The organism is Candidatus Krumholzibacteriia bacterium (assembly GCA_030748535.1).
Taxonomy (GTDB): Bacteria; Krumholzibacteriota; Krumholzibacteriia; order JACNKJ01; family JACNKJ01; genus JASMLU01.
Window position 1 is genome coordinate 18,408 of sequence record JASMLU010000011.1, and the last position, 14,576, is coordinate 32,983.

At 55.7% G+C, this 14,576-nt stretch carries 10 protein-coding genes; all 10 read left to right on the forward strand.

What is annotated here, in order from left to right:
- Positions 1 to 8 precede the first annotated feature (8 nt).
- Positions 9 to 1,088, forward strand: a complete 1,080-nt coding sequence (locus QGH30_08480) for a class I SAM-dependent methyltransferase family protein (protein MDP7022373.1) — start codon at positions 9 to 11, stop codon at positions 1,086 to 1,088.
- A 114-nt stretch (positions 1,089 to 1,202) separates the two neighbouring features.
- A complete protein-coding gene (locus QGH30_08485) occupies positions 1,203 to 2,168 on the forward strand; it encodes a lysylphosphatidylglycerol synthase transmembrane domain-containing protein (protein MDP7022374.1) in 966 nt (321 codons plus the stop codon).
- On the forward strand, positions 2,165 to 3,667 hold the full coding sequence (locus QGH30_08490) for a glycosyltransferase family 39 protein (protein MDP7022375.1): 1,503 nt from the start codon (positions 2,165 to 2,167) through the stop codon (positions 3,665 to 3,667). The genes QGH30_08485 and QGH30_08490 overlap by 4 nt, the downstream gene beginning before the upstream one ends.
- A gap of 77 nt (positions 3,668 to 3,744) precedes the next feature.
- Positions 3,745 to 7,320 (forward strand): CotH kinase family protein, encoded by a 3,576-nt coding sequence (locus QGH30_08495; protein MDP7022376.1) that lies wholly within the window; start codon positions 3,745 to 3,747, stop codon positions 7,318 to 7,320.
- Positions 7,321 to 7,405: 85 nt separating this feature from the next.
- Positions 7,406 to 8,839: an aldehyde dehydrogenase family protein gene (locus QGH30_08500; GenBank protein MDP7022377.1), complete on the forward strand. Its 1,434-nt coding sequence runs from the start codon at positions 7,406 to 7,408 to the stop codon at positions 8,837 to 8,839.
- A 188-nt stretch (positions 8,840 to 9,027) separates the two neighbouring features.
- The gene (locus QGH30_08505) at positions 9,028 to 10,146 is read left to right on the forward strand and encodes a hypothetical protein (GenBank protein ID MDP7022378.1); all 1,119 of its coding nucleotides are present in this window, start codon (positions 9,028 to 9,030) and stop codon (positions 10,144 to 10,146) included.
- A gap of 181 nt (positions 10,147 to 10,327) precedes the next feature.
- On the forward strand, positions 10,328 to 12,760 hold the full coding sequence (locus QGH30_08510; protein ID MDP7022379.1) for a T9SS type A sorting domain-containing protein: 2,433 nt from the start codon (positions 10,328 to 10,330) through the stop codon (positions 12,758 to 12,760).
- Between the two features lie 210 nt (positions 12,761 to 12,970).
- On the forward strand, positions 12,971 to 13,480 hold the full coding sequence (locus QGH30_08515; GenBank protein ID MDP7022380.1) for a MerR family transcriptional regulator: 510 nt from the start codon (positions 12,971 to 12,973) through the stop codon (positions 13,478 to 13,480).
- A gap of 61 nt (positions 13,481 to 13,541) precedes the next feature.
- A complete protein-coding gene (locus QGH30_08520; GenBank protein MDP7022381.1) occupies positions 13,542 to 14,189 on the forward strand; it encodes a vWA domain-containing protein in 648 nt (215 codons plus the stop codon).
- Positions 14,190 to 14,293: 104 nt separating this feature from the next.
- Positions 14,294 to 14,576, forward strand: a 283-nt coding sequence (locus QGH30_08525; protein MDP7022382.1) for a hypothetical protein, incomplete at its 3' end; no start/stop codon positions are given.

Sequence of the window (14,576 nt, forward strand, 5' to 3'; positions counted from 1 at the left end):
GGAATGTGATGAGCGCAATCAGGGAATACCAGCCAAACAGAATCGACGCAGGGCAGATTGCAGGAGTGGAGAGGTCGAGAATCTACCTCCGGGTGGCTGAGGCCTTTGACAGCTTTGAGCAACTACTGCTCAATCTTGAACTTGCCGACATTGCGGGGAAACGGGAACTTGTTGACAAGCTCCAGCAGGAAATTGCCGGCAGCTTTGACAATCTCTCTATTCAACTGGAAATGATCGCAGGGAGAAACTCGCCACTTTCCGAAAACACCCGGAAGGAAATCGTTGAGCTCGCCAGGACGCGTTACCTTCCCTATATCATGAAAACCGGCCTCGCAAAGCGGGCCCTGGAAAAGCCCCTCGGCTATGCAGGGGACTACCTGACGATCGAGCTCTTCTACCGGAATGAACCTGCTGGCGAAGGAATTGTAGGCAACACACTGGACCGCTGTTTCCTTGACCTGCCGGCCTGCAATGCTGTGCGGAATCGTCGCAGGCTTCTGAGCCGACAGATTGAACGAAGCCTGGAATTAACGACGCCCGGATCCACCACTCGAGTGACAAGTCTCGCCTGTGGGCCAGCGAGGGAAGTCTTCGATTTCTTCGAGAAAACACCCGAGAAACACTCTCTCGAGTTCACCCTTCTGGACATGGATCCCCGGGCCCTCCGATTCGCCAAACACGAAGCCGCAAAGCGGAATCTGCAGGACTCGATTCGCACAGTGCGAGGGAACCTCCTCCGACTCAGCCTCGGAAAAGAAACGCTGGAAATCGCCGCCCAGCACCTGGTCTACAGCATTGGCCTGATTGACTACTTCGAAGACGAGATGGTCGTGGAACTTCTCAACTGGATCCACGGAATCCTGAAGCCCGGAGGAAGGGTAATCCTGGGGAACTTCCACCCTGACAACCCCACCCGCGCGATGATGGAAGAAATCCTGGACTGGAAACTCGTTCACCGCGATCAGCGAAAGATGGACCAGTTGTTCATGGCTTCCCGCTTCCAGGCTCCATGCTCTGTAATTCACTTTGAAGAGGAAGGAATCAACCTCTTCGCCGAAGCCACTCGATCCCGAAAAGACATCGCCTAAAACTTCTTTGACCTGCCTCCGGATTGCGGTAATTCTGGCGTATTCCTGATCAGGCCTACCGCGTCATTGGAGTCTGTGCTTGTGAAGAAGCAAAGCCTGCGTGTTTCGATAGTGTTGAGCCTGCTCCTGGGCCTGACCGTTACGATGGTGCTTGCCTTTCTCGCAGACTTCAAAAGCACGGTGCTTGCCTTGCGGAGTATGCAACTCGCCTGGCTTCCCCTCTTGCTCCTTCTCTCCCTGCTTCACTTTCTCTTCCGATTCCTGCGCTGGGAATATCTTCTTCGGACTCTGGGAATCCGGCTTCGGAAAGGCGAAAGCCTGGGCATCTTTCTTAGTGGCTTTCTCTTCACCCTCACGCCGGGGAAAATCGGGGAAGTCCTGAAAGCCTGGCTCGTCCGCAAGCTGCATGGCGAACCGGTGGCAAAGGTCATCCCGGTTGTAATTGCTGAACGCTACTGCGACGCCGGTGCCATGCTTCTTCTCGCTTCGGTCGGGGTACTGGGAAGTGGGCGGGGAGGCATTCTCTGGCTTCTTATTCTTGTGCTTCTCCTTCTTGTCTACCTGGCAGGAAGCTCCCCTGTCCTGCGAAGACTTCTTCCACGCCTTCCGGGGCGAAGCGCTCAAGTCGCCGAATCAATTCTGGATCAAAGCCGCGCACTGCTTCGATGGAAGCTACTCCTTCCCATGCTCCTCTACAGTGCGGTGGCCTGGTTCTGGCAATGCTGGGCACTGGCTCTCTCGGTACGCGCTCTTGGAAGCCGACTGTCTCTCGGGGAAGCGGTATTCAACTACTCCCTCTCCACCTTGGCCGGTGCCGTGGCCTTTCTGCCCGGGGGACTTGGCGTGACCGAGGGAAGTCTGGCCCTGATGCTCATCAAGCGCGGAGGACTGGTCGCAGCGGATGCCGCGGCGGCGACGCTTCTCCTCCGGCTTGCTACTCTCTGGTTTGCCGTGCTGATCGGTCTTATCGCCTTCCTCTGGCTTGCCCGCAGATGGAAAGGCAAGTCCTCCCTTCTTCGCGATATCGAGGAATCAGAAGGCGGACAGCTCTTTGACCTTCGCAAGGAGAATGAAGATTGAAGAAGAAACTCCTTCCCTGGATTCTGTCGCTGCTTCCCCTTGTCCTGCTGATGTCCGCTACCTCGCCATGGGGTCCGGGGGTCACGCCCGACTCGGTCTACTATCTTTCGACCGCCGACAGTCTCGCCGATGGAAAGGGCTTCCTGCAATTTGATGGCACTCCCTACACCTTCTGGCCGCCGCTCTACCCGCTTCTGATCTCCCTGGGCTCGCTGTTGGCAATCCCGCAGTTGCTCTGGGTTCGCCTGCTCGGCGCTCTCTGCATTGCGCTCAGCACGGGATTTGCCCTTCAGTGGCTTTTCCGCGAACTCCGCTCGCCCTTCCTTGCGGCATGGGCTTCACTGGCCCTTCTCCTGTCGCCAATCTTCTTTGAAATCGGCCTTCAGGCCTGGACCGAAGGCCCCTTTCTTCTCTTCAGCCTGCTCTTTCTCCTGCAGTTCCTGAAGTACCGCGAAAGGGAAAGCTGGCGGGATCTAATCCTCGCCGCGCTCTGGGCCACGCTGGCCTGGCTTTGCCGTCACCCGGGAATCACTCTGGTGGCCTCTGCCGGCTTGCTGATTCTCTTCACAGGAAGCCCCGGGAGGCGGCTTGTCCGGGCCCTGGGATTTGGTGTGCTCGCGACCTTGCTTCCGGCGGTCTGGATCCTTCGCAACCTGCTTCTCTTTGGAGCCGTGGCGGGGGAGCGGGCCCCGTCCACGACTCCTTTTCACGAAAACCTCATTCAGGTGTTCACGGAAACCGCCCGATGGATCCTCCCCGCGCGCATTCCCTTTGCGGGACCGCTGGCCCTTGCGGGCATCCTGCTCCTGATGGGCTTTCTCTATTGGAAGAGGAATAATGCAGGCCAGGTTGCGGCATCAGAAAGTCGCTTGCTTTCGACCTTCTGGCTCTACATCCTTCTCTACCTCGCCCTGCTCGTCTGGTCCTCCAGTACCGTGGCCTATGAGCCTATCAACATGCGCTACCTGTCGGCGATCTATCTTCCCCTTGTCCTTCTTCTCTTGAAAGGTCTCGACGAATCTCTTCCCCCGCTCCCCCGGCTCATGAAAGTCGCCGCGCCCCTTGTAATGAGCCTTCTCCTGTTTTTCCCCACGGCAAAAACGCTGCTCCAGTTCCGGGATGCAAAAGCAGAGGGAGCCCCCGGCTTCCTGAACCGTGCCTGGTCGGAGATGGAGATTCTGGAGATTCTCAAAAAGCAGGCACCGGTCGGGAAGGTCTTCAGCAATGCCGGCGATGCGCTCTACCTGCATTGCGGCATTGAGGCCAGAATGTCGCCCCGGCGATTCATCCACGGGGAAAGCAGGACTCCGACCACGGAACTGGCCGACTTCCTTCAGGAACTTCAGGGTGACAGGCCAGTCTATCTGGTCTTCTTCCAGGAACTTCCTTTTCTCGGGAGCCGCCACAATTTTCACAGCACAGAGGAAATTGGGAAGACTTATCGACTGCAGCCATTTCTGGAAACGAAAGAGAGTGTCGTCTTCCTCGTGCTTCCCTGAGATTGCGGGGTCCCCCAAAGGATCACCGAGGATATATGTGCTATAATGTTCAATAAACTGTATCCTTGGGCAGGCGAATGGTACCCGAGAGACACTCTTCAGCTTCCTTTTTTCCGAGCATTACCCTCGTGGCACTTCTCTGTCTTCCCTTCCCTGCTCTCTCTCAGGTTCAGATCAATGAGTTTCTCGCTTCCAACCTGAATGGGCTTCTCGACGAAGACGGAGATACCTCGGACTGGATCGAACTCTTCAATTCTACCGAGCAGTCCATAAACCTCAATGACTGGGCTCTCAGTGATGATGAAGATGAGCCGATGAAGTGGCTTTTCAAGGACACAGTCATTCTCCCCAACGATCACCTTCTGGTCTTTGCTTCCGGAAAGGACCGTTCAGAGTGGGCCGGTTTCCTGTGGAACAAGATCGACAGGGGTGACATCTGGCAATACCATCCCAATGAGGATGAAGGGCCTTCTGAAGGTTGGCAGTTCCCGGATTTCGATGATTCATCCTGGCCCAGCGGGCCAACGGGAATCGGCTTTGGCGACTTTGATGATGCGACGGCGGTTCCTCCCTGCATCTCCATCAGTATGCGTCGCAGCTTTCATGTTCCCGACAGTTCCCTGGTTCGAAATCTGATCTTTCATATCGACTACGATGATGCATTTCTGGTCTGGCTCAACGGCGAAGAGATTCTACGAATCGGTTTCGATATTCCCCCTCCGGACTCTGTCCCCTGGTGGCAGACAGCAGCCAGCCAGCACGAAGCCCAGATGTACAGCGGGGGAAATCCGACCCAGGTGATTCACAATTCGGCTCTGGAGCACCTGCGAAGCGGTGAGAACATCCTGGCCATTGAAGTACACAATTACTCGATCTACTCCCCGGACATGAGCATGATTCCTTTCCTGACCCTGTCCATGAATGAGGAGCCACCGGAACCCCCGCCCCTTCCCGAAGCCATCAAGGGTCTCTTCCCGAAACTCCACACAAACTTCAAAATCAGCGCCGAAGGGGAAGAGCTGCTTCTCTTTGATGCCGGAGCTTCTGAAGCTGACGAGATCGACACCGGGGCAATGTATGCGGACATCTCCAGGGGACGCTCTCCCGACGGAGCTGCCGACTGGAACTACTTCTCGCCGCCGACGCCTGAGGAAGCAAATGGCGAAGGCTATGCCGGTTTTGCGGCTCCTCCCCTATTCCTGACTGATGGCGGCTATCGTCTGAGCCCCTTCGAACTGGAAATCTGGTCTTCCGACTCAACTCAGGTTTTTTACACATTTCATGGAAAACTCCCTACCCAATCAGGAGGAGCAGACAGCAGTTTCGCCTACACGACGCCCATTCCTGTTCTGGGAACTTCCGTCATCCGGGCCCGCGCCTTTCAGGATGGCCGATTGCCGAGCCCCGTGGTGTCCCATTCCTACATTTTCGAAGAAGTCCCCTCCCTGTGCACGGTTTCCCTTGTTAGCGATCCGTACAATCTCTGGGACACTGAATACGGGATCCATGTTCTCGGAGACAGTTTCGAACCGGAAGCCCCTCACTATGGAGCCAATTTCTGGGAAGACTGGGAGAGGCCGGTACATGTCGAGTTCATCGAGACTGACGGAAGCAGCGCTTTCAGGACAGATGCAGGCATCAAAATCTACGGTGGCTGGAGCAGGGTCTTTCCCCAAAAGTCGCTGAACATTGTCGCGCGTTCCGGCTATGGCTCCAGTCGTTTTCATCATGCGATCTTTGACGACATTCAGGTCCCCTCCTTCAAGCATCTCTTGCTCCGGAACTCGGGGAGTGATTTCTGGGACAGCCATCTCCGAGATGCCTACATGCAGGCCCTGATCTCGGATGCGGATCTGGACACGCAGGCCTACCGCCCGGCGCGTGTTTACCTGAATGGTCAATACTGGGGACTATTGAATCTCCGCGAGAAGAAAAATGAGTACTTCCTTGAGGATCACTACGGCATTGACCACGAAGAGATCGACATTCTGGAGCATCAGTCCACCATCGTCGAAGGAGACAACACGCACTATCTGGACATGCTGAATTTCATCGAAGCGAACAGCATGGCGGACTCTGCCAACTACGAGTGGGTCAAGTCACAGATGGATGTCGATGAGTTTGCCAACTACAATGTTGCGGAGATTTTCTATTCCAACACGGACTGGCCTGGAAACAACATCCGTTTCTGGCGGCCCCAGACACCCGGAGGGCGCTGGAGGTGGATTCCCTTCGACCTGGATTTTGGTCTCGGTGCTGACGAGCCCTACACTTTCAACACTCTGGCCTTTGCTCTTGAAGAGGATGGTCCGAGCTGGCCCAATCCTCCCTGGTCCACCTTTCTTCTTCGGAGTCTGCTGGAAAGTGATGAATTCCGTCAGGACTTCATCAACTGTTTTGCCGATCATATGAACAGCACCTTCCATCCGGACCGGTCGATCCCTCTCTTTGACTCTCTGGCTTCAAGGATCGAAGAGGAAGTTCTCCGTCATTCAGCGCGATGGGGTCTGTCCATTCCTTCCTGGTACAATGAACTGGATCTCATTCGCGAGTTTCTTGCGAATCGCTCCAGCTTTATGCGGGATTTCATTCGGAACGAGTTTTCTCTTCCGGGTCTTCTGAACCTGTCTCTTGATATTTCACCTCCGGGAAGCGGACACATTCAGTTAACGGCTTGTTCTGTAGATTCCAGTTGGGAGGGGATTTACTTCCAGGAAGTCCCCATCCCACTGCTCGCGGTTCCGGGCCCGGGGATGATTTTTGCCGGCTGGTCGGATGAGAGTTTGCCCCAGGAAGAGTCCATCACGATCCAGCCCTCCGGGCCCTACAACTATCAGCTTACTGCCCTCTTTGAGTTGGCAGACAATCCGGGAACTGTGGTGATCAACGAGATCAACTACCACTCTGCTGACAACTTCGACACCGAAGACTGGGTTGAACTGCACAATCCCGGGGGAGCTTCCATTGATCTCGGGGGATGGATTTTCAGGGACGGAAATGATTCCCACAACTTTGTGTTTCCTGAACTGACGATTCTCCCGAAGGACGGCTATCTGGTTCTATGCTGCGACAGTCTGGACTTCCGTTCCTTCTTCCCCGATGCAGAACCAATCCTTGGCAACCTGAGTTTCGGATTCAGCGGAAGCGGGGAGGCACTTCGTCTCTTTGACAACGAAGGAACCCTCTTTGACTATGTCGAATACGATGACAGCCCTCCCTGGCCGACTCAGCCTGATGGGCTGGGCCCCACTCTGGAGCTTCTCGACGCTCTGGCCGAAAACGCAGACCCGGCCAACTGGGGTGCCTCCAATGATCATGGAACCCCCTGCGAACGCAATAGCGTCATCCTGACGGAGTCCCAGGACGCATCGCCTCCCGCCCTTTCCCTGGGACTCCCCTTTCCCAATCCCTTCAACCCGAAAACGGAGATTCGCCTATCCCTCGACAGAATACGCTTCCTGTCTCTTGCGGTTCACGATGTGGAAGGGCGAAGGGTTTGCGTGCTGGCTTCGGGATCCTATGAAGCCGGAGAACATACCTTCCGATGGGTGGGGCGAGATGAGCAGGATCAGCCGGTCGCATCGGGAGTGTACTTGCTTCGATTCGAAACCGAAGGGGATCTCAGAAGCCGAAAACTGCTTCTTCTGAAGTAAACTCCTCCGTTTGACTTCTCCTGTCTCCCCCGCTAGTCTCGCCTTGAATCCATGTAGATCATTTCCCTGTAAGGGCGGGGTGCCGATGAATCGGGATTTTCCTTTCTATCTTGCGGGCGCGGCTTCCCGCTCCTCTCAGACACTGGATGTTCTTTGCAAGGCCAGCGGCGAGAAGCTCTGTGAAGTGGCAGTGGCCGACTCCCGGGATCTGGAGCGCGCTCTGGATGCCGCCGTCGAGGCCGCTCCAGCCATGGCAAAAATCCCCTCCTGGCGAAGGCAGGAGATTCTCACATATGTCTCTGGTTCCATTGACAGGCGACGGGAAGAACTGGCGGAAGTGTTGGCTCGGGAGAGCGGAAAAACACTGAAAGAAGCCCGCGTCGAAGTGGGACGCGCCATCGAGACCTTCAAGGTGGCTGGGGAAGAGGCACTTCGTATCGGCGGCGAATGGATGCCTCTGGACATCACTCCCGGAACCGAGGAACTGCAGTCGATCCAGCGTCGTTTCCCGATCGGTCCCTGTGCCCTGATCACTCCCTTCAATTTTCCCCTGAATCTGGTGGCCCACAAGGTCGGCCCCGCCATCGCCGCAGGAAATCCCTTTATCGTAAAGCCCGCCTCGCTCACTCCGGTCTCCGCTCTCATCCTCGGAGAGATTCTCTCAGAAGCCGGACTTCCCGAGGGAGCATTCAGCATCCTGCCCCTGGGCAGGGAGGACGCAGAAAACCTGGCCGGCGACCCTCGCATGAAACTTCTATCCTTTACGGGAAGCCCGGATGTGGGCTGGAGACTGAAGTCCCTTGCAGGACGCATGAAGGTCTCCCTGGAGCTGGGCGGCAATGCAGCCTGTGTCGTGGATGAGGGTGCGGATCTGGACAATGTCACTCAGAGAATCACGGCCGGCGCCTTCGGGCAGGCCGGCCAGAGCTGCATATCGGTTCAAAGAATCTTTGCCCATCGAAGCCTCTATGAGGAGCTTCGCGCAAAACTGCTCACTGCGGCCAAAGCTCTGAAGACCGGCGATCCCCTGGACGACAACACCGAGCTCGGCCCGCTCATCAGTCGCGGGGATGCAGAGCGCGTCGAGAACTGGATTCGAGAGGCAGTTGATCAGGGCGCGACCCTGCTTTGCGGAGGAACTCGCCACGACTCATGGATGGAGGCAAGCCTGCTGGAGAAAGTCCCCGACTCCCTGCCCCTCTCCTCTCAGGAGGCCTTTGGTCCGGTTGCCATTCTGGAAGCCTTCGACGACTTCCCCTCCGTTGTCGAAAGGGTAAACAAGTCGGAATACGGACTGCAGGCCGGCTTCTTTACCGACAATCTCGGGCATGCTTTTCACGCCTTTGAGAACTGTGAAGTCGGCGGTGTGGTCATCGGGGACATCCCCAGCCTGCGCGTGGATGCCATGCCCTATGGAGGGGTCAAGGCCAGTGGCCTGGGAAGAGAAGGGCTTCGTTTCGCCATCGAGGAAATGACTGAGCCTCGCCTGATGCTGCTTCGGAATCGACTGAATAAGTAGTTTTTCCCCTTTCTTCTTGACAGCCTTCTACAGAAAGATATTCTGGTGATGGTTCAATAATAGGGTTCGTGCATTCGGATGGAGTGAACCCAGAAACTGACCATTCTTGCCCTGGCTGGCAATTGACATGGCAGATCGCCTTAGCCGTACTGTCAATACTCCGGGGCGCGTCACAAAGGAGGACGCCGATGAAGTATTGCCTTGCCATTCTGGCCCTGGCTTTCATTTTTCCGACCAATGCCGATGCACTGGATTCATCCATTTACTCCAACTACACAATTCCAGAGTTTGAGTACCGGAGCTTCTATGTGGACGGGGATGACCTGCTGAACTGGACCAAGACCGGGGACGACTCCCGGACTTCTTTCAACTTCGGGGGTGATTACCGCTTCTTGAGCCAGTTCCACAGTCTTTCGTATTACTACGGCACAAACTTCGACATTGACTACGACAAGGACGGGGAAGCGGATGCCACGACTGTGATGCAGGATCGCCTGGACTTCGGTTTCCAGAAGTACCTTGGTTCTTACTCGGGACTGTCCTTTGGTGCAGACGCCTGGCTGGACCTGTCAAAGGAAGCGGATCTGGATCTGGAGAAGCTACTGGATCTGGATGTCTATGCAGGCATGGGGCGGCTCACCAATGCCCAGCCCCTTGCACAGGCCATAGCCATTGTAGATGAGGTAGGAGGAGACGATGGCAGTGTCGGGGAAATCGCTTCCATTATCGCCAAGGCCACCGACTATCAGGTGAAGTACAAGGATGACTGGACACTGAATTACTACGGTGACATTGCCGAGGCGCTCGGGAAGCCGGGGGCTGCCATGAAGGTTCAGCAAATTCTGACTGCTGCGATCTACAGCATTTCTCCCCGCTACACCGGGTACTACCTGAGGGGTGGCTACCACAACCAGTTCCTGACGGGCCTGGACCCGGCTCCCAAGGGCGGTGTTTTTGCAGAGTTTGAATACGGCAAGCCCATGGGTCTGAATGCTCAATTCTATGCCGGGGCTCGCTATGACAAGAGCCTGGAAGAAGGTAGTGGCCACGATCTGAGCTGTTACGGGCACTACTGGCTGGATCACTCCTACACCTGGGCAAGCCATGCAGAGGTGGGTTTTGACATCTTCCTGCCGGAAGAAGGCGATGCCGACAAGGAAGCCTACTTCCTCCTGGAGACTATCAAGTCCATTACCAACAAGTTCTCCGGTAGTGCAGCCCTGATCTACCGGAGCGACCCGGATCCCGCGGATGCAGAAGAGGCCGACCTGCAAGCACGGGTGAAGTTTATCTATCACATTTTCTAGTACCGTTTGATCTCCTGATCACGAGAGGGGGGCTTCCCAGCCCCCCTCTTTTTGCATTGGCAAGGCGAGTATGGCCTGCGCTATCGAGACAGGATCGCCTTGCCATTATTCCTACTTTCCGATAGTATTTGCGTGGCGGGAGAACCTCACCTCACTCTCCTCCCGCCCTCAAGGAACGAATATGAAGCACTGGATCTGCCTGGCAGTTCTCTGCCTTTCCCTGCCTATTCTTGCCGAACCCTGTGAAAACTGGGCCGACCACTACCCGAACCCTGTTCCACCAATTCTGGAAATGTTTGGCAATGGCTCCTCGGGAGCTTCGGCTATCTCAGGCGACCGGCTTTATGTTTCCGATGGGGTCGGCTTGAAGGTCTACGACATCTCGGATCCTGAGGAACCCCTGATTCTCTATCGAATCAACTCCGATGATGACACTTCGGGACTTTTCATCCACCAGAACATTCTCTACCTCATGCATGGGGCATTTGATGCGCTGGTCTATGACATCCAGGGCTCCGGTCCCCCTGTTCCCCTGCCCCCCCTCGGTGTCAGCGGGTACACAAGGAGAATGACTGCTTCCGGAGACACCCTCTACGCAGCGATAGGCTATGGAGGAATCAAGGCCTTTGATGTCAGCGACCCCGCGAATATCACCACACTCGGAACTTACAACTCTCCCGGTTTCAGCTGGGGAATCCATGTCGAAGACGGGATTGCCTACCTGGCGGAAACCAGTTCAGGGTTGCGGATTCTGGATCTTGGCGATCTCTCCGACATCCAGGTTCTGTCAGAGTATGCAACCCTCGGAAACGCCTACGATGTCGAACTAGTAGGGGACTATCTCATGATTGCAGAGAATGACTCTGCGCTGGAGGTCGTGGATGTCAGCGACCCCTCCAATCCGGTCATGGCAGGGCATTGGGATGTGGCCGCCGACATTGATCGCCTGGAACTCATCGATGAGAACATGCTTCTCCTTAGCATCGGATATACCAGCGATGAGTTGGAGAGTGGCCTCAGCGTGCTGGATGTCAGCGACCCTGCGAACCCCACCCTGCACTCTCAGGCAGGAGGGCAAGGAAGCGACTTTCTCTGCTTCTCGGAAAACCTGGCCTGTTTGTCCCATCAATCAAATGGACTTGAACTCTTTGAAATCAGCAACCTGTCTGACCCCTTTCTCATCAACAGTTTCGGAGAAGCAGCAAACTGGATTCTGGGAATCGCAGACTATGGAGACTATGTACTGGCCGCCGACTACAGAGCAGGAGTTCGTGTCTTCGACCTCTCTGGCCTTCCGGAAGTCAGTGAAGTGGCCACTCTTGCCTCCACTGGAAACCCGTACGGCATTACCGTCTCGGGAGATCTGGCATATGTGCCCGCGTATTCTGCCGGACTTGAGATTCTTGATATCAGCGACCCTCTTTCCCCGTCCCTTCTCTCGGTGGTTCCCGACCTTGGCTACACGATCGCCGTCGCCGTTGCCGGAAACATCGTTGCCATGGCCGACAAGAACTTCGGCATTCAGTTGGTCGATGTCGATAATCCAGAAAATCCCCAGACCCTCAGCAGCTACCCGCTGGTCGAAACTCCCAACGGAATCGCCATGCAGGACTCCATCCTCTATGTAGCAAATCATGAGGATGGTCTTCTCATCATGGATGTCTATGATCCGGAAAACCCTGTGGAGCTTTCCACGCTGGAATCACCCTCCTATTGCTATGGGGTAGAAGTTCGGGACGGATTGGCCTATGTCGCCAATTACAGCCAGTTGGACATTGTCGATGTGCATGACCCCCTCTTGCCCGTGACCATCGGAACAGTGGCATTGGGAGGGGCCAACATGATTGTCCGCTTGAGCGGCGATGTCGCCTATGTCACGGCCAAGTACCACGGAGTCCACGCCATCGACATCAGTGATCCCCTGGACCCCGTCTTTCTGGGAACGGCGCAATCCCCTTTCCAGGTTACAGATGTTTGTCCCGCAGGAGAAAGACTCCTCTACAGCGACACCTATGCCGGCATCTTTGCCGCTCCCGTCGACTGTCTCGACAATACGGCTGTCTTTCTCAGTCGCTTCGACCTCCAGGATCTCCCCGGAGAGGTAAACCTGTACTGGGAAACCGAGGCGGGGAGCAACCCTGCCCTGTTCCGTGTCCTGGTCAACGGTGACCGGGAACTGGAGCACGAAGAGCTTCTTCCCGGTGTGTTTCGCGCAGTCGACCGACACGAAGATCTGGCCACCGGAGGGCGCTTTGAATACTCGCTCTTCGCAACAGAGGACGGAGCTTTCTGGAATCTGCTTCGCTCAGAAGAACTCGACCTTCTTCCTGCCGGGAACCCGACCCGTCTCCTCGGCGCTTTCCCCAATCCCTTCAATCCACGCATAACGCTGAAGTTCGTTCTCGCCGAACAGGACCGGGCAAGACTGTCCATTCTGGATGTAAGCGGGCGGGAAGTCATCGTTCTGGCCGATCGTGTATTTGAAAGCGGCGAGCAGGAACTGCTCTGGGACGGGCGTGACAAAGGGGGACGGAACATGAGTTCCGGACTCTACTTCCTGAGGATGCAAAGCGGGAAAATGCAGGAGACCGAAAAACTGCTTCTGATCCGGTAGGACACACCCCGGGCGAACAGTAGGCTAGTGCGCCACAATCACGTGCTGAACTTCCCCAGCCAACTACGCCCAAAAGTGCCCCCTGAGGGCGAGACCGTGCCTGAATGAACCTTCCAACCCCCTGTACCACAGTAAGTTAAGTTTACTTGTTTTTTCTATATTGACAGTATTGCGTAATACTGCTATATTCTTCATGCCCCAAGGAGAAACATGACTCAAGGCAGATTGTACAGCATCGGAGAGCTTGCCCGCCTGGCGGGAGTAACGGTTCGGACGATCCGCTACTACATCCAGGAAGGCCTTCTTCCCGAAGCCCCCCTCAGGGGTCGCTATGCAGGCTACGATGAGAGTTATCTCGACCTTCTCGAGCAGATTCGCCGGATGAAGGAGGACTTCCTCCCCCTTCGCGAAATCAGGAACCGGCTGGAAAGAGGAGCAGCAGCCGGGAGAATCCCGGAGGAGGCTCCTGAATCTGCTCCGGGATTCCCTGACCTGAGCACTTCCCCTGTTCTGGCCAATTTCTGCAGGGCATCACCCTACCTGTATGCCGAGAGCCGTCTGGAAAGCATGCCGAGCCTGAAAGGCGAGCAGGAAGGCAGTCAGTGGGAACGCCTGGAACTGGCAGAGGGACTGGAACTTCATGTTCGCCAGCCAAACCGGCATCCCGCCCTGCTGCGGGCTCTGGTCGATCTGGCAAGAGAGTTCTCCCGGGGAGAGTAGAAAAACCCAAGCCCTCGGCCGATGGGGACCGAATCGGGCAAACCGTCAAAAGGAGATAGAAATGAAAAAGAACAAGACGCATGTCAGCATTGTCCTTGACCGGACCGGTTCCATGGAGCCCCTCCGCGACGACACCATTGGCGGCTTCAACGCCTTCCTGAACAAGCAGAAGAAGGAGAACGGCGAGGCCACCCTGTCGCTCATTCAGTTCGACTCGCAGGATCCTTTCGAGATCGTTCACGACTTCCTTGCGATCAAGGAGGTTCCTGAACTCACGCGCGAGACCTTCGTGCCCCGTGCCGCCACTCCCCTGCTTGATGCGATCGGTCGCAGTATTCTTGATCTCGAGCGACAACTCCGTCTTGCAAAAGAACAGGACCGGCCTTCCAAGGTGGTCGTGGCCGTGATTACCGATGGCCAGGAGAATGCGAGCCAGGAGTATTCAAAGGACCAGATTCGGAAGATGATTGACGAAAAGAGTGCCGACGACTGGCAGTTTGTCTTCCTGAGCTCGGATCTCGACTCTTACGACGAGTCGCTGAGTTATGGATTTCGCCAGGATGCCCGCCTTCACATGAGCCGCGATGGTTATCACACGGCCTTCCAGAGCCTTGCTGACTCGGTTTCTTATTTCCGCTGCAACGACGCCTCATCCATGGTCTTCAGTGAGGAGGATCAGAAGAAGCAGGACGAGGCGGAGAAGGTTTAGGTAGAAAACCGGCTTCTGTTCATAACAAAGCCAGAACATCTGCGACATAAGAGGTGCCCCGAAGCCCGGACAAGAGTCCGGGCCATCGGGGTCAAGGGAGAGTTATGAAGAATATCTGGCGGTTCCTGAGTGATGAAGCAAAAGAGCGGGTTCTGGATGATGTCCTGGATGCCAATAACAAGGATCAAATCCATGAAATTCGAGCGGATCTTGCACGGAAGCTCCGCTTCCGGCCGGTGTTCATCAAGAGAAAAAGCAAAGACGAAATCCTGAAGCTGTTTCGCTCTCACTTTCCAAGCTTTGGCGAAGACGGTCTTGATTATCTCGTTTCCCTTCACCTGGACAAGCGTTGGGATCTTCTCTGCGCTTTCTATGACGGCATGGGAA

What these genes read in the sequence shown, in the direction of transcription:
- QGH30_08515 (MDP7022380.1), top strand. Translation starts at nt 12,971, where the DNA reads ATGACTCAAGGCAGATTGTACAGCATCGGAGAGCTTGCCCGCCTGGCG.
- QGH30_08520 (MDP7022381.1), top strand. Translation starts at nt 13,542, where the DNA reads ATGAAAAAGAACAAGACGCATGTCAGCATTGTCCTTGACCGGACCGGT.
- QGH30_08510 (MDP7022379.1), top strand. Translation starts at nt 10,328, where the DNA reads ATGAAGCACTGGATCTGCCTGGCAGTTCTCTGCCTTTCCCTGCCTATT.
- QGH30_08500 (MDP7022377.1), top strand. Translation starts at nt 7,406, where the DNA reads ATGAATCGGGATTTTCCTTTCTATCTTGCGGGCGCGGCTTCCCGCTCC.
- QGH30_08505 (MDP7022378.1), top strand. Translation starts at nt 9,028, where the DNA reads ATGAAGTATTGCCTTGCCATTCTGGCCCTGGCTTTCATTTTTCCGACC.
- QGH30_08480 (MDP7022373.1), top strand. Translation starts at nt 9, where the DNA reads ATGAGCGCAATCAGGGAATACCAGCCAAACAGAATCGACGCAGGGCAG.
- QGH30_08495 (MDP7022376.1), top strand. Translation starts at nt 3,745, where the DNA reads ATGGTACCCGAGAGACACTCTTCAGCTTCCTTTTTTCCGAGCATTACC.